The sequence below is a fragment of the Halomonas cibimaris genome (genome assembly GCF_039537045.1).
Taxonomy (GTDB): Bacteria; Pseudomonadota; Gammaproteobacteria; order Pseudomonadales; family Halomonadaceae; genus Vreelandella; species Vreelandella cibimaris.
In genome coordinates, this window is record NZ_BAAAZT010000023.1 from 118686 (window position 1) to 138340 (window position 19655).

Annotated in this window: 21 protein-coding genes; 5 read left to right on the forward strand and 16 right to left on the reverse strand. The window is 65.8% G+C overall.

All coding sequences use genetic code 11. The features are described 5' to 3' along the window. Positions 1 to 31: 31 nt before the first annotated feature. A complete protein-coding gene (gene hslR, locus ABD654_RS03245) occupies positions 32 to 421 on the reverse strand; it encodes a ribosome-associated heat shock protein Hsp15 (protein ID WP_344702235.1) in 390 nt (129 codons plus the stop codon). Further along, on the reverse strand, positions 414 to 1103 hold the full coding sequence (yrfG, locus tag ABD654_RS03250) for a GMP/IMP nucleotidase (protein WP_344702237.1): 690 nt from the start codon (positions 1101 to 1103) through the stop codon (positions 414 to 416). Before yrfG ends, hslR begins: the two co-directional genes overlap by 8 nt. A 175-nt stretch (positions 1104 to 1278) precedes the next feature. Between yrfG and nudE the strand changes: the two genes are divergently transcribed. Continuing rightward, a complete protein-coding gene (nudE, locus tag ABD654_RS03255) occupies positions 1279 to 1866 on the forward strand; it encodes an ADP compounds hydrolase NudE (protein WP_344702239.1) in 588 nt (195 codons plus the stop codon). Positions 1867 to 1954: 88 nt separating this feature from the next. Here nudE and lon read toward each other — a convergent pair whose 3' ends face one another. The 9 genes from lon to nrdR form a co-directional block, all read right to left on the reverse strand. Next, positions 1955 to 4483, reverse strand: coding sequence for an endopeptidase La (gene lon, locus ABD654_RS03260; RefSeq protein ID WP_344702241.1), 2529 nt, complete (start codon positions 4481 to 4483; stop codon positions 1955 to 1957). Positions 4484 to 4577: 94 nt separating this feature from the next. Further along, positions 4578 to 5840, reverse strand: coding sequence for a DUF945 family protein (locus tag ABD654_RS03265; protein ID WP_344702244.1), 1263 nt, complete (start codon positions 5838 to 5840; stop codon positions 4578 to 4580). 31 nt (positions 5841 to 5871) lie between these two features. Beyond that, positions 5872 to 6345: a phosphatidylglycerophosphatase A family protein gene (locus tag ABD654_RS03270; protein WP_344702246.1), complete on the reverse strand. Its 474-nt coding sequence runs from the start codon at positions 6343 to 6345 to the stop codon at positions 5872 to 5874. Continuing rightward, entirely contained in the window at positions 6342 to 7358 is a 1017-nt protein-coding gene (gene thiL / locus ABD654_RS03275; protein WP_344702249.1) for a thiamine-phosphate kinase, read from the reverse strand. Before thiL ends, ABD654_RS03270 begins: the two co-directional genes overlap by 4 nt. A 46-nt stretch (positions 7359 to 7404) precedes the next feature. Continuing rightward, positions 7405 to 7902 (reverse strand): transcription antitermination factor NusB, encoded by a 498-nt coding sequence (gene nusB, locus ABD654_RS03280; RefSeq protein WP_344702251.1) that lies wholly within the window; start codon positions 7900 to 7902, stop codon positions 7405 to 7407. Next, positions 7899 to 8390, reverse strand: coding sequence for a 6,7-dimethyl-8-ribityllumazine synthase (gene ribH / locus ABD654_RS03285; protein ID WP_344702307.1), 492 nt, complete (start codon positions 8388 to 8390; stop codon positions 7899 to 7901). Before ribH ends, nusB begins: the two co-directional genes overlap by 4 nt. 37 nt (positions 8391 to 8427) lie before the next feature. Then, positions 8428 to 9573, reverse strand: coding sequence for a bifunctional 3,4-dihydroxy-2-butanone-4-phosphate synthase/GTP cyclohydrolase II (gene ribBA, locus ABD654_RS03290; RefSeq protein WP_344702253.1), 1146 nt, complete (start codon positions 9571 to 9573; stop codon positions 8428 to 8430). Positions 9574 to 9681: 108 nt separating this feature from the next. Then, positions 9682 to 10848 (reverse strand): bifunctional diaminohydroxyphosphoribosylaminopyrimidine deaminase/5-amino-6-(5-phosphoribosylamino)uracil reductase RibD, encoded by a 1167-nt coding sequence (ribD, locus tag ABD654_RS03295; RefSeq protein ID WP_344702255.1) that lies wholly within the window; start codon positions 10846 to 10848, stop codon positions 9682 to 9684. A gap of 3 nt (positions 10849 to 10851) precedes the next feature. Then, complete coding sequence (gene nrdR / locus ABD654_RS03300) at positions 10852 to 11307, reverse strand: transcriptional regulator NrdR (protein WP_344702257.1); 456 nt, start codon at positions 11305 to 11307, stop codon at positions 10852 to 10854. Between the two features lie 198 nt (positions 11308 to 11505). Between nrdR and dsbG the strand changes: the two genes are divergently transcribed. Continuing rightward, complete coding sequence (gene dsbG / locus ABD654_RS03305; RefSeq protein WP_344702259.1) at positions 11506 to 12318, forward strand: thiol:disulfide interchange protein DsbG; 813 nt, start codon at positions 11506 to 11508, stop codon at positions 12316 to 12318. A gap of 110 nt (positions 12319 to 12428) precedes the next feature. On the opposite strand, the gene ABD654_RS03310 is transcribed toward dsbG, so the two are convergent. The 5 genes from ABD654_RS03310 to ABD654_RS03330 all read right to left on the reverse strand — a co-directional run bounded on the left by ABD654_RS03310 (position 12429) and on the right by ABD654_RS03330 (position 17510). Beyond that, entirely contained in the window at positions 12429 to 13409 is a 981-nt protein-coding gene (locus ABD654_RS03310) for a c-type cytochrome (protein WP_344702261.1), read from the reverse strand. Further along, positions 13406 to 14095, reverse strand: a complete 690-nt coding sequence (locus ABD654_RS03315; RefSeq protein WP_344702263.1) for a c-type cytochrome — start codon at positions 14093 to 14095, stop codon at positions 13406 to 13408. Before ABD654_RS03315 ends, ABD654_RS03310 begins: the two co-directional genes overlap by 4 nt. A 73-nt stretch (positions 14096 to 14168) precedes the next feature. Continuing rightward, on the reverse strand, positions 14169 to 15488 hold the full coding sequence (locus tag ABD654_RS03320; RefSeq protein WP_344702265.1) for an ATP-binding protein: 1320 nt from the start codon (positions 15486 to 15488) through the stop codon (positions 14169 to 14171). Further along, complete coding sequence (locus ABD654_RS03325) at positions 15485 to 16201, reverse strand: response regulator (protein ID WP_344702268.1); 717 nt, start codon at positions 16199 to 16201, stop codon at positions 15485 to 15487. The genes ABD654_RS03320 and ABD654_RS03325 overlap by 4 nt, the downstream gene beginning before the upstream one ends. Positions 16202 to 16541: 340 nt before the next feature. Continuing rightward, entirely contained in the window at positions 16542 to 17510 is a 969-nt protein-coding gene (locus tag ABD654_RS03330) for an OmpA family protein (protein WP_344702270.1), read from the reverse strand. Between the two features lie 158 nt (positions 17511 to 17668). On the opposite strand from ABD654_RS03330, the gene ABD654_RS03335 reads away from it, so the two are divergent. The 3 genes from ABD654_RS03335 to rfaH all read left to right on the forward strand — a co-directional run bounded on the left by ABD654_RS03335 (position 17669) and on the right by rfaH (position 19655). Further along, the gene (locus tag ABD654_RS03335) at positions 17669 to 18409 is read left to right on the forward strand and encodes a hypothetical protein (RefSeq protein WP_344702272.1); all 741 of its coding nucleotides are present in this window, start codon (positions 17669 to 17671) and stop codon (positions 18407 to 18409) included. A 74-nt stretch (positions 18410 to 18483) separates the two neighbouring features. After that, positions 18484 to 19011 carry a FlgO family outer membrane protein gene (locus ABD654_RS03340; protein WP_344702273.1) on the forward strand — a complete coding sequence of 176 codons (528 nt, stop codon included), beginning with the start codon at positions 18484 to 18486 and terminating at the stop codon, positions 19009 to 19011. A gap of 95 nt (positions 19012 to 19106) precedes the next feature. Further along, positions 19107 to 19655, forward strand: a complete 549-nt coding sequence (gene rfaH, locus ABD654_RS03345) for a transcription/translation regulatory transformer protein RfaH (protein WP_344702275.1) — start codon at positions 19107 to 19109, stop codon at positions 19653 to 19655.

Here is a 19655-nt window from a genome sequence, read left to right on the forward strand (position 1 = left end):
TGCAAAGGAAAAAATCGGGCTCGCCGGGCGACTAGCCGCCCTGGCTGCGCTGGAAATGCTTGATCTCGCGGCGCTGCTTTTTATCCGGCCGCCGCTGGGGGTGCTGCATAAGCTGCTGGCCCAGCTGCCGGGCTTTTTGTTCGCGGGCCCGGCGATCAACGCTTTCGGCGGTTTCTTCATAAAGTTTTCTGGCCTCCGGCGCGCCTCGGCGCTGATCGGAAAGCCCGGTCACGCGGACTTCGTACACGTCATACCCCTGGGGCACGCGAACCAGCGCGCCAAGCTCGACCGGCTTGCTGGTTTTGGCCCGGCCGCCGTCGTAGTGCACCTTGCCGCCTTCAATGGCCTTTTTGGCCAGCTGGCGCGTCTTGAAAAACCGCGCCGCCCATAGCCATTTGTCCAGACGTACGCTATCAGCCATTCAATACCTCCTTCACCGCCGTTTCCGGCGCCTCGGCGGGATATATGTCGGCAAACTGCCCCAGCGCGGTAAAGGCCTGCAGCTTGCGCTCCGGGCGCCGGCTGTCCGGCTTTTTGATCCCCAGCAGGTGGCGGATGCCAAACGTACGGGCGCTTTCCAGCACCCGCGGATTGTCGTCGATAAACAGCGTGCGCGCCGGGTCGAACGGCTCGCAGGCCTGTAGCGCGTGCCAGAACGCCTGCTCTTCCTTGGCCGCGCCCACGTCCTGGGACGACACGATCGCATCCAAATACGGCGCCAGCCCGGTGAGCGGCAGCTTGAGATCGAGGCTTTCGCGGTCGGCGTTGGTTGCCAGCACCACCCGGGGATGGGCACGCTTTAGCCACCGGAGAAAATCCAGCGCGTCGCCGCGCAGGCCGATCAGGTGCTGCACCTCGCGCTTGAGCGCGACGATGTCCACGCCCAGCTCCCGGCGCCAGTAGGCCAGGCTGTACCAGTCCAGCGTGCCCTGCTCGCCGATGATGCGGGCCTCAAGCTCGCGCTGGGACGCCTCGTCCAGCTGGTGCAGCTCTACGTAGCGGCGCGGCAGGTGCTCCAGCCAGAAGTGGCTGTCAAAGTGCAGATCCAGCAGCGTGCCGTCCATGTCGAGCAGTACGGTATCGATTGCCTGCCAATCCATCATGGCCGCTCCTGTGTATGGATTTATCCGGGCGGGGTTGCCCTGTGTGGGTGGTTCAGGCGTGGTATTGTAGAGGTAGTCGATCGGTGGTGCATCAACCCCCATCCACGATCACCGCTTGCCAGCCACCCTGCCCGGGCACAACAGCGCCCCGGCCCTGCCACGGAGACAGGACAGCATGACAGCAAATGCCTCTTCCAGCGCCTTGCACAAGCCGCAGATTCTTGCCTGCACCCCCGTCGCCCAGAGTCGCCTGTTCAAGGTAGAAGCTTTGGATTTGCGCTTTTCCAACGGTGCAGAGCGCCAGTTTGAGCGCCTGGGCGGCAAGGGCCACGGCGCGGTGATGATCGTTGCCATGCCCGACCCGGATCACGTGCTGCTGATCCGCGAATATGCCGCCGGCTTCGAAGAATACGTGCTTACCCTGCCCAAAGGGCTGATCGACCCCGGCGAAGACGCCGCCGCCGCGGCCAACCGCGAGCTGATGGAAGAGTGCGGCGTCGGCGCCCGCCACATCGAGCCGCTTTGCGAGCTGTCGCTGGCGCCCAACTATATGCGCCACCGCATGAACGTGCTGCTGGCCACCGATCTTTACGACAAGCGCCTGCCCGGCGACGAGCCGGAGCCGCTGGTAGTGGAAACTCAGCCCATCGATGACATCGACGCCCTGCTCGCCCGGGATGATTTCCACGAGGCCCGCGCCATTGCCGCGCTGTACATCGCCCGTGACCGCCTGCGCGCCAAGCGCCAGGGCCCGGTGTCCTAGCCGCTTCCCGGCCGGCAGGTGCTGCCGGCCGGGAAGCATTCAAGCGCTAACGCACTATATTCACACGCCAAAACACTATATTCGCACGCTAAAACACCACTTTCGCCACGTCACGGTAGCGGTCGGCAAAGTGTACCGTCATGCCCTCGCGGAGAAAGTCAGGCAGCTCGTCGTAGTCCCGGCGGTTGGCGGCCGGCAGAATCACTTCAAAAATGCTGCTGCGACGCGCGGCGATGATTTTTTCACGGATGCCGCCCACCGGCAGCACCTGGCCGGTCAGCGTCAGCTCGCCGGTCATGGCCAGCGGCCGGTCGATGGGCTGGCGACGGGCCAAAGACAAAAGCGCGGTGGTCATGGTCACCCCGGCCGAGGGGCCATCCTTGGGGGTGGCCCCTTCGGGCACGTGCAGATGCACCTGGGTCGAGTCGAAAAAATCCGCCGGAGCGCCGTTTTCGCGCAGATGGCCCAGGGTGTAGCTGTAGGCGATGTCGGCAGATTCCTTCATCACCTCGCCAAGCTTACCGGTGAGCTTAAAGCCGCGCTCCAGCGCATGCACTCGGCTGGCTTCCACCGGCAGCGTCGCCCCGCCCATGGAGGTCCAGGCAAGGCCGGTCACCACGCCTTCGCCCTTGAGCACTTTTTCCTTGCGAAACAGCGGCGCGCCGAGAAAGTCCTCCAGGTTTTTTACCGACACCTTGACGGTATCGTCCTCGCCTTCCAGCAGCTTCACCGCTGCCTTGCGCACAATGCGGTGCAGCTGCTTTTCCAGCTGGCGCACGCCGGCTTCCCGGGCGTAGCCTTCAATCACCTGTTTAAGCGCGGCATCGCTTAGGTTGATGCGCTTTTTGCTCAGCTTGTTGCGCTTGAGCAGCTTAGGCCAGAGGTGGTGCTTGGCAATGGCCATTTTTTCTTCGGCGATATAGCCGGAAAGACGAATCTGCTCCATGCGGTCGAGCAGCGCCCGGGGGATCGAATCCTCGGTGTTGGCGGTACACACAAACAGCACCTTGGACAAATCCAGGCGCACATCGAGATAGTGATCGAGAAAGTCGACGTTTTGTTCAGGGTCGAGCACTTCCAGCAGCGCCGAGGCCGGATCCCCCTGAAACGAATGGCTGAGCTTGTCGATTTCGTCGAGCATGATCACCGGGTTTTCCACCTCGACTTCCTTGAACGCCTGGACGAACTTGCCCGGCATGGCGCCGATGTAGGTGCGCCGGTGACCCTTGATTTCCGCCTCGTCGCGCATGCCGCCCACCGAGAAGCGGTAGAACTTGCGCCCCAGGGCATCGGCGATGGAACGGCCTACCGACGTTTTGCCGACCCCGGGCGGGCCGATCAAAAGCAGAATCGAGCCGCCCACGTCGCCTTTGAAGGTGCCTTCGGCAAGAAACTCAACGATGCGCTCTTTTACCTCTTCAAGCCCGTCGTGGTCGCGGTTGAGAACTTCCCGGGCGTGGTTGAGATCCAGCTTGTCGTCGCTGGTGATGCCCCAGGGCAGGCTGGTCAGCCAGTCCAGGTAGTTACGCGTGGTGCCGTATTCCGGCGAGCCGGTTTCCAGCACGCTGAGCTTGCCCATTTCCTCGTCGATGCGCTCTTGCACGCGCTCGGGCACCTTCAGCCCTTCAAGCCGGGCGCGGAAGGTGTCCACGTCGTTTTCACGGTCGTCTTTGGAAATGCCCAGCTCGCGCTGAATGACCTTGAGCTGCTCGCGCAGGAAGAACTCGCGCTGGCGCTCCTGCATCTGAGCGTTGACCTGCTCGCTGATTTCGTTTTGCAGCCGGGCCACGTCGATTTCCTTGCGCAGCAGCGGCAGCACCTTCTGCATGCGGTCGATCACCGGCAGCGTGGCCAGCGCCTGCTGCAGCTCCGGGCCCTTGGCCGAGGTGATCGCCGCGGCGAAATCGGTCAGCGGGCCGGGCTGGTTGGGGCTGAAGCGGTCAAGGTAGTGTTTGAGCTCTTCGCCGTAGAGCGGATTGATCGGCAAAAGCTCCTTGATGCCGTTGATGATCGCCATCGCCCAGGCGCGGGTTTCCTCGCTTTCGGTGTCCACCGGCTCTTTGGGATAGCTGACTTCAACCAGGTACGGCGGTTTTTTCGACAGCCAGCGGCGGATGCGAAAGCGCTGCATGCCCTGGGCAATAAACTGAATCTGCTGGTCTTCGGCCTTGAGCTTGTGCACCTTGACGGCGGTGCCGATCTCGGGAAAGTCCTCTTCTTGCGGGGCGCTGTCGTCGGTATCGCCGACGAACGCCACGCCGATGGTGTGGTGCGGGGTGTTGGCCACCCGCTGCATGGTCTCTTCCCAGCGCTCACGGTTGATCAGCAAAGGCTGTACCTGGGCGGGGAAAAACGGCCGGTTGTTGATCGGCAGCAGGTAGATACGCTCGGGCAGCGTTTCGCTGGCCGGCACCAGATCATGGACGCGCTCGCCGTCGGAACGGTAGTCCTGCTCTGTCTCGTCGCCGGCATTTTCGTATGCCGAGGCTTCGTCATGCCCCTCCCACCGGGGAGCCTGATCGCCAAAGTCCTGGTCGCCGAGGTCTTGGTCACCGAAGTCCTGGTCGCCGAAGTCCTGGCCGTTAAAGTCTGGGTCGTTGAAATCCTGGTCGCTCATGCGCCCTCCGTTAACAAAAGCCGGCGGTACCGTTGCCGGGCGTCTGCCAAGGGAATGCGGGCGCGATGCACAAACTTCAAGTCAGACGCCGGACTTACCCCTCCGGCAGCGGGCGGCCGTTAACCCGCCAGCGGCCGCGCACCAGGTCAAAGGTCAGCTCGCGCTCCTCAAGGCCCAGCCCCAGCCACAGCGCGGCAACGGCGGGGGCGCCGTGCCAGGTAATGTCGCCGTCCAGGCGCCGGCGAAAGCGCGCCTGCATGGCCGGCTCGTCAAGCCGCGCCGGGTCCAGCGCTTCCAGGCGGCGGGCATCGAAAAACAGCGCACCGTCGGCGTCAACGCGGATATTCAGCAGCGGGCTGGTCAGCGCGATGTCGCTGATGTCCAACCGCGGCGACTCACGCAGTACCTGACGCAGCAGCGGCGACAGCCGTTCAACCACGCCGCCGGCATCCGCCGCGGCGGCATCGCCGCGCAAGGTCTCGCTGTGCAAGGCGTCCTCGCGCAGCCGGGCAAACACACCCCGTACAGCGTCGGCGTCCAGGCGCGAAAGCGTCGCGGCCAAATGACCGTTGAACGCCGGCGTCTGCGGGGCCTTGTCGGGCAGCCAGACGTTGTCAAAGGTAAGCTCACCGTCGATGCGCAGCTCGCGCTCGTCCAGCGTCATGTCGGTATGCAGCTCAAGCGGTGCGGCCCGCAGGGCCAGGTCAGGATGGGCAAGGCTGAGCTTTTCGATGCGCAGCCTGTCGTGCTGGTAGAAATGGTAGGCGCCGTCTGTATAGGTGTAGCGGCTTTCAAGGCTGGCCGGCCCCAGGGCCAGGCGGGCCTCGCCGTCGACCAGGGCCAGCTCGTCCAGCCCGGCGGTCAAGCGCCAGTCGCCGTACACGCCGCGCAGCTTGAGCCGCGCCCCGCGTACGCGAAGCGTGCGGTCGCGCTGGGTAACGGTCAGCGGGGCCAGCGTCAAACGCATCTCGGAACGGCCGCTGTAGGTATAGTAGCGCCCGGTCAGGCGCGGCGCCGAAGGCGCGCTGACTTCGCCCACGGCCTTTTGCAGCGCGCCGTCAAGCAGCGGACGCAAACGGCCGGTAATGTCGCTGGTCACAATGCCGTGGCGAGCGCGGTAATCGAGCCTTAGCTGCCAGGGCCGGCCCAGCAGCGGCGAAAGTAGCACGGTCCCCTGGGAGTTGAGCCAGCCGGCATCGTTGTCGAGGCGTTTGACGCGCCACTCCCCTCGCGCCTGCAGATCAGCAAGCGCTTGGCTCAGGCTACGCTCAAACAGCACGCTGGACACCAGCTGAGCCGCCAGCCAGGCAATGACCAGCAGCGCCAGCACAGGGACGATCAGTCGCTCCTTACGCATCGCCGCTCCTTAGGCATGGAGCCGGCTCCCGCTAATGGAGCCAGAACCAAAGGTGCATGGTGCTTCCGGCGTAGAGCCCGGCCATCACATCGTCGATCATGATGCCAAAGCCCCCCGCTACGCGGCGATCCGCCCAGCGAATCGGCCAGGGTTTGAAAACGTCGAAAATCCGAAAGACCAAAAACCCCCAGAGAGCCGCTTCCCAGGAAAACGGCACCGCCATCATGGTGATCCAATAGCCGACGAACTCGTCCCAGACAATGCCTGAATGGTCGTGTACGCCCAGATCGTGCGAGGTTTTGTCGCAAAGCCATACACCAACGGCAAAGGCCACCAGCACAATGCCCAGATACCAGCCCAGCGTCAGATCCGCCAGCAGCCAGTAAAACGGAATGGCGGCCAGGGTGCCAAAGGTCCCCGGCGCCCAGGGCATCGTACCGCTGCCAAGTCCAAAGGCAAAAAAATGGGTCGGACGCCGCCAGACGCTGGCCGGTGCACGGTTCATCGGCCAGCCTCCCCGAACGGCGCGCCCGGCGGGACAAAATGCTGCCAGCCGCGGCCTTCCATTGCCGCCTCCAGGCGTGCGGTGTTGGCCTCCGGCGCGCCCGGCGCCACGCAGCGGCCTACCGGCGTCAGGGCGATGCCCCGCGCGGCAAGGGCTTGCCGGGCCGGGGCCAGGTGCGCCGGGGCCAGCGTCACCAGCAGCTCGTAGTCGTCGCCGCCGGAAAGCCCCGCACGCCGGGCCTTGTCGGCTCCCAGCGCGTCTGTCAGCCCCTCGGCCAGCGGCAGCGCCTCGGGCTGGAGCACTACGTCGACGCCGGAGGCGCGGCAGATATGGCCCAGATCCGCCAGCAGCCCGTCGGAAATGTCCATGGCACTGGTGGCAAAATCGCGCAGCACCATGCCCGCTTCAAGCTGCGGCTCGGGTAGCAGATAGCGGCGCAAAAGCGGGTGCGCCAGGTCACGCTCGCCGCGCTGCCACACCGCCAGCCCGCCGGCACCGCCGCCCAGCGCGCCGGTCACCGCGACGATATCACCCGCCGCGGCCCCGCTGCGCCGGAGTGCTTGGCCGGCGGGCACATCCCCCATGACCGTCACACTGACCGCCAGCCGGCCCGAGGTCACATCGCCGCCGGCAAGCACGCTGTGCCAGCGCGCGCAGCCGTCGAGAAACCCTTGGGCGTAAGCGTCCAGCCAGGCGTGTGCCGCGCGCTCGTCAGCCAGCTGTGCGGCGTCCAGCGTCAGCGCCATCCAGCACCAGCGCGCTTCTGCGCCCATGGCCGCCAGATCACTCAGCGCCACGGCCAGCGCCCGGTGGCCCACGGCCCGGGCCGGCGCATCGGCGGGGAAATGCACGTCCACCACCGAGGTATCCACGCTGACCGCCAGCTCATGGCCCGTTCGAGGCGCAAGCAGCGTGGCATCGTCGCCGATACCCAGCGCCATGCCGGGCTGCGCTTGGCAAGAAGTCGGATCAGGCGTGAAATAGCGTCGGATCAGGTCAAATTCGGCTAGCACAGCGGCCTCTTGAACGCAGGTTGACCCTTGAACACGAAGGCAAACATCAGCGCCGGCGCGCGGTAACTTCGGCACTGCGCAGCCGGTTGGCCAGCTTGTCAAGAATGCCGTTGACGTATTTGTGCCCGTCGGTGGCACCAAAGGAGCGCGCAAGCTCCACGCCTTCGTTGATCACCACGCGGTACGGCACTTCAAGCCGGTAGCGTAGCTCATAGGCGCCCAGGCGCAGAATGGCAAGCTCCACGCCGTCAAGGTCTTCCAGCCGGCGGTCGAGCACCGGCGAAATATCGCGGTCGATCTCGGCTTTGCGCCGGGCGACATTGTGCAAAAGCTCGGAAAAAAGCGCCTGATCGGCCATGTTCATCACCGCCGACCAGTTTTCGTGGGGCTCCAGATCGTCATCCGGCGTCTGGGCGCGGAACTCGGCTTCCACCACGGTCATGGACTTGTCGGTCATCTGCCACTGGTAAAGCCCCTGCACGGCAAGTTCACGGGCGGCATGGCGGCCCAGCTGGGCCGCGGACGGCTTGCGTTCGCGGCTCATTGCGCCGCTCCTGCAGCGGTCACCGTGCGCAGCAGCGAGACCATTTCCATAGCGGCCATGGCCGCCTCAGTGCCCTTGTTGCCGGCCTTGGTGCCTGCCCGTTCGATGGCCTGCTCGATGGATTCCACCGTGAGCACGCCGTTGGCCACGGGCGTGTCGTATTTCAGCTGCAGCGTGTTCATGGCCGAGTTGCAGTTGCCGGCCACGTATTCAAAATGCGGCGTGCCGCCGCGAATGACCGCCCCCAGCGCAATCACCGCGTCGGGCTTGGTGACATCCAGCACGCGCTGAACGGCCAGCGGCAGCTCCCAGGCGCCGGGGGCGTGAATCAGCCGGATGTTTTCCGGATCAACGCCGTGGCGCACCAGGCTGTCCACGGCCCCCTCCACCAGGCTGTCCACCACGTGATGGTTAAAGCGCCCTACCACGATGGCGTAGCAGCCGTTGACGTCGAAAAAATTGCCTTCAATTTGGGCGAGCGGTTCCATCATGTCTTCCTGCTTGCTGTGTTGGCAAAGACCAGGCTCAGGCCTTGTCGGTCGGTCCAAGACGCTCAACGACTTCAAGATCGAAGCCGGAAAGCGCGGAAAATTTCCATGGCGAGCTGAGCAGGCGCATCTTGCCCACGCCCAGGTGTCGCAGAATCTGCGAGCCGGTACCAATGGTCAGATAGTTGCCAGCGCCGTCGGAGTCGCTGGTGCGCGGCTGGCGCACACGGTCAAGAAACACGTCGAGCTGGTCTTTCAGCCCCGGCGACGGCGCGTTTTCATCGATCAATACAAACACCCCCGGCGCACTGCCGGCGATCTCAGCAAGCGCGCTGCCGGCGTTCCAGCGGCCGGCGCCGTCTTCCTGGAAAAGCCCCAGCACGTCGCGCAGGGTATCGGCCAGGTGCACGCGCACGGTCGTCGGCGTCTGCGGCTCGGGGCGGCCGTTGACCAGCGCCAGGTGGTGCGCGCCCTGAATGCGATCGCGAAACACGTGCAGCGTCATCTCGCCGTGCGCTGTGAGCTGCGGCCGGCTTTCCACCCGCTCTACGGTCTGCTCGTTGACGATGCGATAGTGAATCAGATCCGCAATGGTGCCCATCTTGATGCCGTGCGCCTCGGCGAACGCTTCAAGCTCAGGGCGGCGCGCCATGGTGCCGTCGTCGTTCATGATCTCGCAGATCACCCCGCTCGGGTCACAGCCGGCCAAGGCCGACAGATCGCAGGCGGCCTCGGTGTGGCCGGCGCGGCGCAGCACGCCGCCGGGCTCGGCCATCAGCGGGAAGATATGGCCGGGCTGGACGATATCTTCAGGCCCGGCATTGGGGGCTACGGCGGCCTGCACCGTGCGCGCGCGATCGGCGGCGGAAATGCCCGTGGTCACGCCTTTGGTGGCCTCGATGGACAGCGTGAACTTGGTGCCAAAGCCCGAGGCGTTGTTGCGCACCATCAGCGGCAGGCTCAGCTGCTCGCAGCGCGCCCGCGTCATGGGCAAACAGATCAACCCCCGGGCGAAGCGCGCCATGAAGTTGATGTGCTCGGCCTCGACCTTTTCGGCGGCCATGATGATATCGCCTTCGTTTTCGCGATCCTCGTCGTCCATAAGGATCACCATCTTGCCCCGGCGAATATCGTCGACCAGCTCGGCGATGGGGGCCAGCCCCCCAGCGGAGGATTGCGCCATGGAATCTCCCAGTATGTTAGTCTCGGCGGCGCGCAAACGCCGGGCCATACGCCCGGCTGCGCCCGCCAGCAACACCCCGGAGCGGGCCGGGGCGTTGGCAATCGCGCGTCAGGGTACCTTGGTATAAGCCGGCACGCCAGTCACGCGCGGCCGGGCAATGATCCTGAAATCCCCGCCCACGGCACGAATATCGTCGATCTCAAGCCGGTACTGATCCGCCATGCGCTCAAGGCCGGGCAGCGCAAAGGCGCCGCGCGCCTTGGCACCGAGCAGCGTCGGCGCCATGAACAGCCACAGCGCGTCCACTTGCCCGGCGTCCAGCATGGCACCGGCCAGGGTTGCGCCGGTTTCCACCAAAAGCTCATTGACGGCTTCTGTGTCTGCCAAATGCGCCATCAATGCGGCCAGATCAACCCGGCCGTCGGCGCCGGCGGCCAGGGTGACCACCTCGGCACCGGCGGCCTCAAGCGCCGCGCGCCGCTTGGCCTCGTGGCCGGGCACGGCCACTACCAGCGTGCGCCCGGGCTCGGCCAAACAGGCCGCGGCCAGCGGCAGGCGCAGGCGGCTATCGACAATCACCCGCAGCGGCTGGCGGCGGGCAACGTCGTCGGCGTTATCCAGCCCCAGCTGGTCGGCGCGCACCGTCAGCCGCGAGTTGTCCTGTATCACCGAGGCGACTCCGCTGAGCACCGCGCTTGAACGCGCCCGCAGGCGCTGCACCTCGCCCCGGGCGCAGGGGCCGGTGATCCACTGGGACTCGCCCGAGGCCATGGCAGTGCGCCCGTCCAGGCTCATGGCCATCTTCAGCCGCACGTAGGGCCGCCCGGCGGCCATCCGCGCGATAAATCCGGGGTTAAGCGCCCGGGCATCGGTTTCCAGCAGGCCGAGGGTAACGGCAATGCCGGCGTTTTCCAGCAGGGCCACGCCGCGCCCGCTGACCTGCGGGTTGGGGTCCTGCATGGCGATGACCACCCGGGCCACGCCGGCCTCGATCAGCGCCTTCGCGCAGGGGCCGGTGCGCCCGGTATGCGAACACGGCTCCAGGGTGACGTAGGCAGTCGCCCCGCGGGCCTGCTCGCCGGCATCGGCCAGGGCGTTGACTTCGGCGTGGGCCTCGCCGGCGCGGCGATGGTAGCCCTCGCCGACTACCCGGCCGTCGCCTGCTACCAGCACGCAGCCCACCCGGGGGTTGGGATGGGTGGTATAAAGCCCGCGCCGAGCAAGGCGGAGCGCCCGGGCCATGTGGCCTCGGTCGGCGGTGGAAACATGCCCCATGGCTTAGCGCTCCCCGGCCAGCCGGTCGATCTCGGCGCGAAACTCGTTTAAATCCTGAAACTTGCGATACACCGAGGCAAAGCGGATATAGGCCACCGGGTCCAGCGCGTCCAGCGCCTGCATCACCAGCTCGCCGATCTCTCGGGCGTCCACTTCGCGGTCCCCCCGGGAGCGCAGCGTCTGGCGGATGCGCTCTACCGCGGTCTCGATGGCCTCCGCGCTGACCGGGCGCTTTTCCAGCGCCCGCAGCATGCCGGAGCGCAGCTTGTGCTCGTCAAAGCTCGCCCGGGAGCCGTCGGATTTGACCACGCGCGGCATGACCAGCTCGGCGGTTTCGTAGGTGGTAAAACGCTCCTGACAGCGGGCACACTGGCGGCGGCGACGCACCTGGTCGCCGTCGGCCACCAGGCGCGAGTCGGAAACGCGCGTATCGTGGTCACCACAAAAAGGGCAATGCATTAAGAACCAACCTGCTTGAGCAAGACACTGTATCAATGGAACATAACCCGTCAGTGTAACCATTTGCCACTTGATCTGCAGTTTTTCTTGCACGTTCTCGCTCGCCGGATAATCCTCGACTAATCCGGCGCTGGCAGACTCACAGCCACACAAACACTTTTTTGCCCGTTCACTTGCTGTATTTCAAGGGCCATGATCATGACATCACCGCTGACAAAAACCCGCTATTTCCTGCATTCTCCCGGCCTTGGCCGTACGCTGTGTGCCGGCCTTGCCGCGCTTGTCATAAGCCCGGCCGCGCTTGCCGAGCGCTCTTTGCCTGCGCCGGTGCAGGCGCTGAGCGAGCGCGGCATCGACATCCACAAACGCTTTGACGCGCCGGGCGGGCTCGTAGGCTTTGGCGCCAGCACCCGGGGCGAGGAAATGGCCGTCTACCTAACGCCGGACGGCAACCACGTCGTCATCGGTACGCTGATGGATGCAAACGGCAACGACCTCACCGAGCCCAGGCTCGATCGCTACGTTCGCGCGCCGCTGGAAGCCAAAACCTGGGCCCTTCTGGAAGACAGCCACTGGATTCAGGACGGTGACACCGACGCGCCGCGCGTTATCTACACCTTCACCGACCCCAACTGCCCCTACTGCCAGCAGCTTTGGGAGGCCTCGCGCCCCTGGGTCGAGGCCGGCCGCGTGCAGATGCGCCACATCATGATCGGCATTCTCGCCGCAGACAGCCCGGCCAAGGCCGCCACCCTGCTCGCCGCAGACGATCCGGCGGGCGCCCTCAGCGCCCAGAAACAGGGCCAAACCGTCACTCCCAGCGCCCAGCCGCGCGCGGTGGAAGAAAAGGTGTACGCCAACAACCAGCTGTTTGAAAGCCTCGGCCTGTACGCCACCCCCACCAGCGCCTACCGGTACCAAACCGAAGACGGCAGCACCCGCATTGAGCGGGTTCAGGGTATGCCCGCCGATGATCAGCTGATCAAGATGATGGGCAGCGAAAAGCCGTAAGGGCTGGCGGCCGGCGGGATTCACCGAGCATCGCGTTCGCCGCGCCTTTGCATGGCCAAAAAAAACCCCGCTTGTACAAGCGGGGTGCGCATCACACAGCGAAGGGAACGTCAGCCGTCCAGCGGTTGGGGATTTTCGCCGAAGTTGGCGTGATCGCCCAGGCGCTTGCCGTCGATTTCTTCGCCGTACAGGCCGTTATGCTGGTGGAACAGCTCTTGGGTCTTGTCGATGGAGTCCACCGTGCGCCGCCGCGGATCCTGGGGGCGCTCGTGGCTGTTGACAAAGGCCGCCACGTCCCAGGCCTGCTGCTCGCTTAGCGAGTACGGCTTGCCCAGCGGCATGTTGGCGTGGATGAAGTTGGCGGCGGTGTTGATGCGGTGCATGCCCGCGCCCCAGTTAAAGGCGCCGTCTCCCCACAGCGGCGGGAACACCTGGCGCTCACCGACTTTCTGGCCGCCGCCGCTGTCGCCGTGGCAAACGGCACACTGGTTGGCATACACCTCAGCGCCGCGCTCGCGGTCCGGCGCCTGGGCCGGGTCGTCCAGGGTCGGGTAGCTGCGCCCGGGCATCGCGGTGTTATTGGGCGCGCCGGTGGCCATCCAGTGCAGATAGGTCTGCATGGCCACCAGCTCATCGCTGCCTTTTTCCGGCGGCACGCCGTTCATGGAGTAGGTAAAGCAGCCCTGAATCCGGTCGGACAGGGTATTGACCCTGTCGTTTTTGCCGCGATAGGCCGGATACATGCCAAACGAGGCCCACATGGGTGCCGAATGCGCCAGCCGGCCGGCGTCCAGGTGGCAGTTGGCGCAGTTTTGCTCGTTGAAAACGTTTTCGCCGCGCAGCGACTGGGTATTGATAAAAAGATCGCGCCCCTTGCGCACCATGTCCGCGTACTTATCGCTCCCCAGCTCGGCTTCGGCCGGCGGGGTGAACGTCACCTCGCCGGCGGGCGGCTCAGGCAGCTGAATCTGATAGTCGCGCTCTACCTCTGCGTTCTGGGCGGCTGCGGCAAGCGAGAACCCCAGCGCCGAGGCGCCCAGCAGGGAAACAGCGCCACCGGTGAGGCGCCAACGGGATTTGGGCAGGTTCATTTCGCGCTCTCCTCTTGCTCGGTGCTGCGCGCTTCCAAACGCTCGGGAAGCTTGGCGTAATAGGCCGCGATCATCTCGATCTGGTCATCCGACAGGCGATTGGCCACGCCTGCCATCAGCTCGTTGGGGTCGTTGTGGCGCTGGCCGCTGCGCCAGCGTGCAAGCTGCGTTTTGAGATAGGCCTCGTGCTGGCCGGCCAGCGGCGGAAAGTGCTCGCCCACGCCCTGGCCGTTGGGGCCGTGGCACTGGCTGCAGGCGGGAATAAAACTGCCGTTTTCCCAGTCGCCGCGCTCGGCCAGCCATTCGGCGGCGCTGTCCGGGTCAGCGGCGTGGTAGGCGGTGGGCAGTTCAGGCCAGGGGGTCAGCCGGGCGTAGTAGGCCGCCACGTCCGCCATGTCCTGCTCGTCCAGCCCGGTCACAATGGCCGCCATGCTGGCGTTTTGCCGCCGGCCGGCCTTGAAATCGTGGAGCTGCTTGGCGATGTAGGCTTCCGGCAGCCCGGCAAGGCGCGGCCAGGATTCCGCCTGTGGGTTGTTTTTGCCCATGCCGTCGGTCTGGTGGCAGGCCACGCAGGTGCTGGACACCTGCTCGCCCCGGTCGGGGTCGCCCTCCAGCGCCGTGGCAGCGCCGGCGTAGACGCCGGCGCCAAGCAGCAGGCTCAGCCCGCTCAGCATTTTTTTGTTCATTGGGATCTCCCTTGCGTTATTGTTTCCCCGGCAGCGCCCTGCCGCGGCTTGGCGTCACAACGCCGGGTAGCGCCTAGCCGTCGTCAGCGGCAACGGCCGGCACCACCAGTTCAACACAGAGCCCCTGGCCTTCCGGGCTTTGTACGTGCACCCGGCCACCGAAGCGCTCGGCGATGGCAGCGACGATAGCGAGCCCCAGCCCGCTGCCGTCGGTGCGGCTGTCGCGCCAGAAACGCCGGGTTAGCTGCGATAGCCCGTGGGGCGAAAGCCCGCTGCCGGCGTCCTGTACGCAAAAGGCAAGCGCCCGGCGGCGATCGCGCCACTGCACCTCCAGGCGCACCGGCGTTTCCGACGGGCCGTGGCGCAAGGCGTTGTCCAGCACGTTGCGCAGTGCGGTCACCGCAAGCTCATGGGGCAGCTGCATCTGCGCTACGGGCCAGGCGCCGATGCGCACAATGCGCTCGGGGTGGCCGGTGTCTTCCATTGCACAGTCGGCCACAACGGCCACGTCGCAGCGCGCGTTCTTTTCGTGCTTGTGCCCTTCGACCCGGGCCAGCAGCAGCAGCTGATCCAGCGTGCGGTTAAGCCGCACAATGCCTTCTTCTGCGTAGTGCAAGGCATCAACGGCGGCCTGCCCTCGCAGCTTTTTGGCGACCTGCACGTGGGTCTTGATCGCGGTCAGCGGCGTGCGCAGCTCATGGGCGGCGTCGTCGGTGAAGCGCTGCTCCCGGGCGAACGCCTGTTCGACTCGGCCCAGCAGCGCATTAAGCGTTGCCACCAGCGGCACCAGCTCCGCCGGCAGCCCCTCGACCGACACCGACGACAGCGTTTCAGGATCGCGCCGGGCAAGCGATGCGCGCAGCCGGGCAAGCGGGGCAAGCCCGCGCCATACCGAAACCCAAAGCGCCACCAGGCTGCCCACCAGTGCGACGATAAACGGCACCACGGCCACCCGCAGCACATCGCGCATCAGCGCGTCGCGCTCGTCCATGCGATCCGCGGTGGTAATGGTCAGCCCGCCGCGCTGATAGGTAAACACCCGCCAGGTCATGCCGTCTTCCCGGCGATAGGCGTGGCCGGGCTCGCCGGGGTCGAGCACTTTTTGCATGTCGCTGTGGGTGCGGGCAATGACTTCCCCCCGGGGGGAATGCACCTGGCAGGCGAGCCCCTCAATGGCCGGGATCGACAGCGAGCGGTGATCGGCCTGCTGCCAGACTTCCGTCGGCAGCTGCTGCATCAGTCCTGCCACCATGCGAGCCGACTGGGCCAGGCGCTGGTCCAGGGTTTCTATCAGCTTGTCTTCCAGATCCCAGGCAAGCCACGCCGCCGCACTGGCCCAGAACAGCGAAAGCGCAAGCCCCAGGGTGAGCAGCAGCCGCGCGCGCAGGCTCAAGGCGATACCTGCCCGGGCGGCGGGTCGCCGGCCGCGCCCGGCACCGCTACCGCCTCGGCGCGGCCCAGACGGTAGCCCAGGCCGCGCACGGTTTCGATCACGCCGTTGCCCAGCTTGCGCCGCAGGTGGTGGATGTGCACGTTGAGCGCGTTGCTTTCCACGTCGTCGTTGAGACCGTAAAGGCTGTCTTTGAGCTGGCCGGCGGAAAGCACGCTGTGCGGGGCGTACAAAAACGCCTCCAGCAGCACCAGCTCGCGCCGGGACAGCACGACATCCTCACCGTTTACCGCTACCTGACGTGCGGCGGGGTCCAGGCTCAGCGGGCCGTGATGCAGAATGCCGCTGGCACGCCCGGCGGCCCGGCGCAGCAGCGCATACAGCCGTGCAACCAGCTCATCGAGATCAAAGGGTTTGACCAGATAGTCGTCAGCGCCGCTGGAAAGGCCGTCCACCCGGTCGCGCACCGCATCCCGGGCCGTCAAAATAAGCACCGGCGTCTGCCGCCCCGCGGCGCGCCACTCTTCCACCAGCGTCAGCCCGTCGCCGTCCGGCAGGCCACGGTCAACAATGACCACATCGCTGTGCACCGTGTCCATCGCCCGGCGCGCCTCGGCCATGGTGGCCACGCCGTCCACCACAAAATCGAAGGTGGCAAGCCCGGCGCGAATGCCCGAGGCCACCAGGGCATCGTCTTCTACCAGCAATACGTGCATAAACGGCTCCTTGTGAGAAGCGAGCGTGGCAACGCCGTATTAAGCCAGCGTTAAGAAAGCGGCCGGCAGCGCGCGCCGCTCGAAGACTTTAGTCGACCACCCGAAGACTTTGGTCGTAACGCCGGCCCGGGCCCTTGGTTTTCACGCCTACATAGCTATACTGTAGTTGTACTTGCCGGACCAGACGTACATCTTTCTCCGAGTGTACCCGGCGCCGTGACGGCCTTCCCCCCGCCGCTACCGCGTACGCCGGCCAGTACAGTGAACCAAGCCCTTTGCCCGCCAGCCCCCCCCCCCCCCCCCCCCGGCGGGCTTTTTTTATCGAACCGCGCACCGCACTTCATTCCACGTGAATCACCACCTCAACGCGGCGGTTGCGCGCCCGCCCGTCCGCCGTGGCGTTATCAGCCAGCGGCCGCGTCGCGGCCAGGCCCACGGCGCGCAGGCGCCCGGGGGCAACGCCGGCGTCTTCCAGCGCCTGTACAATGGCAATGGCCCGCGCGCTGGACAGCGCCCAGTTGGACGGATACTGCTCGGTGCTGATCGAGCGGCTGTCCGAGTGCCCTTCCACCGAAACGTCCCCTTCGTAGCGCTCAATGGTATCCACCAGGCTTGCCACCACGGCCTCGCCGGCATCGCTCAGGCCGGCCTCGGCGGTGTCAAACAGCAGCTTATTTTGCACCCGCAGGTTGATGCCTTCGCTCACCCGGGTTGCCTCCACGCCTTCCAGATCCGGCAGGTATTCAGCCGGCTGCCGCGTCGCCGGCGCACCGTCCAGCGCCTGGGGAGCCAGCGGCTTGGCGTTCACCGGCGGATGATCGGTCAGCACGATCATATAGTCGGCCAGGGGCCGCGTTGTCTCGGCGCCGGCGAGCAACAGCTCAGGCAGCGACGATTCGGGCAGCAGCGCCTCCGGTTTTGCAGCCTGCGCATCCGGACGCGCCAGCAGCGGCGGCGGTGCCGGCCGGCGCGCGGGCAGCCCGGCAACGCCCAGCGCTACGTTGATCGCCGCCGGCGCCAGCGCCCCCGGCGGGTGCGCGGGTGCGCGGCGGGCCGCCAGCGCTTCGGGCAGCGGTATCCCCAGTTTGACCGGCCCGGGCGCGGCGCTGGCCGGCGCGGGCGGCGGCGCCGAGCGCGTCAGCCAGCCGGGGTCTGTCGCCTCGGCAACGACGATGATGATCACAAACAGCGCCACCAGCAGCGTCATGATGTCGATGTAGCTCACCATCCAGGCGCTGTCGCTTTCGTCGTCGTGCTGCGCCTTTAGCAGAGTGTCGTGCTTCAACCCGGTACGATGATCTTCAAGCATGGTCGTTTTCAGGCACCGCAAGGTGCATAGCAAAATGGTATAAAAGGCGTCGTTACACCGGGCCCGCTCAAGTGTTGTGTCACATGGCCGATGCTTATCGGACGTGGCAAACTCTACCACCCGTCGTTTTTATCGCGAAAAGGAACCCGCCTGTGCCGATGTCATTGTTTCTTTGCGGGGCCGGCCCAGCCCGTCGGCTTGCGCAGCCGCTGGCGCTTGCCGCGCTGACCCTGCCCCTGGGCGGCTGCTTTTACGCCAACACCGCCCAGGTGCCGGTGGCAACCACCTACCCCTATAGCGAGCAGCAGCGCATGCAGGCCGCCCACCACTGGGACGTGCTCGCCGGCCACGAGGCCGGCGGCATTGTCACCAGCCAGCGCTTGCGCCTGCGCGATCTGTATCTGCGCGGCAGTGCTGAAACGGCCAACAGCGCCTTTGGCGGCGAATTCCGCCGCGGTTTCAAAGACCTGCTGGCCAGCCGGCTGGTCGCCCGCGGGGCAAGCGTAACCACCGCCCCCACGGCCAACAGCGTCACGCTTACGTTTCGCGTGGAGGTCATACACCACCGCGATCGCGGCTTCACCCGCCCGCCGGTAGGCGCCTACACCGCTCTGGCCGGCGGCGTTGCCGTTGCCACCCTGCCCTATAACCAGTGGAGCGAGCCGGCGCTGGGGCTGATTCCTGCCGCCGTCGGCGCCGATATCGTCAGCGGCAGCTGGACCTACACCGGCAACGAAGAAGTCATCATTACCGTACAGGCCGTAGAAGACGAGCGCATTCTTTACTCCTCGTCCAACATTTACTACATCAACTCGGGCGATCGCCGCCACTATGCGCCGCACCGCGTCGCCCCCCAAACCCCGCCGACCCCGGCCATTCCCGTCACCGATGCCTGGTAGTGCCCATGTTCTCGCGTCTTGTTTGTCTGTGTTACCCGCTGCTCTCGCCACGCCCGCGCCGGTGGCCGGGGCTCGTGCTCGCCGCCGCCGTCGTCCTGCTGGGCGGCTGCAAAACCCTGGGGCCGGCGACGATGTCCGCCTCCCCGGCACCGGGCCCTGGCCTCACGGAACTGGCCCACCAGGCCGCCGAACGCATGACGGCAGGCAATGCCGCGCTGAAAAACAGCGGCCCGATGATCGCTGCCACCTTTGTGGATATTGACGACTTGACGCGCTCGTCCACCTTCGGGCGCATCAGCGCAGAGCTGATCGCCTCGGCGCTGGCCCGTCGTGGCCTCAACGTGCGCGAGGTCAAGATGCGCGATAGCCTGTTCATCGAAGAAAAGGTGGGCGAGTTGATACTGTCCCGCCAGGTCAAGCGGCTCAGCGAACGCTATAACGCCCGCTCGATTCTGATGGGCACCTACGCCCAGGGCCAGGACTACGTCTACGTCAGCGCCCGGATCGTACGCGCCACCGATGCGCGCGTGCTGGGCAGCGCAGATTTTCGGCTGCCGCTTGATAACAACGCCCGCGCCCTGCTGGGAGAAAGCGGGTGGTGATGCCTTGCGATGCTAAAGAGCACGGCGCGACAGGCACCGCTAGCCCAATAGCGCGTAAAACCTCTTCCTGAGTCGCGTTAGTGAGGGAGAGGAGGATGTCAATCACGCATTTGAAGGGAGGATGCGCCATCACTACGCCACCGTCTCTCGACGCGCACCACGCCGCCTGGTATGTCGTCCAGTGCAAGGCCGGCGAGTCGTTCCGCGCGGCAGAGCAGCTTGCCAATCAGCACTTTCAGGTCTTTCATCCGGTGCTGGAGCGCAAGCGGCGCCGGCAAGGCAAGCTTACCTGGGTGTGCGAGCCGCTATTTCCGTTTTATCTGTTTATCCAGCTGGACACAATCAACAGCAACTGGCGGCCGATTCGCTCAACGCGGGGCGTGCTGCGCATTGTCAGCTTCGGCCACGTTCCCGCCGCCGTACCCGATGCGCTGGTCGCATCGCTGCAGCGCTGCCCTCACCGCCGGGAAGGCGCTCACACCCGCTTTTCCGCCGGCGACTGCGTCCGCATTGCCGACGGGCCGTTCAAGGGCATCAGCGCCGTTTTTCAGTATGCCAAGGGCACCGAACGCGCCGTGGTTTTACTCAACATGCTCCAGCAGCCGCGCCCGGTGGAAATGCCCAGCGACCATTTAACAGACTGA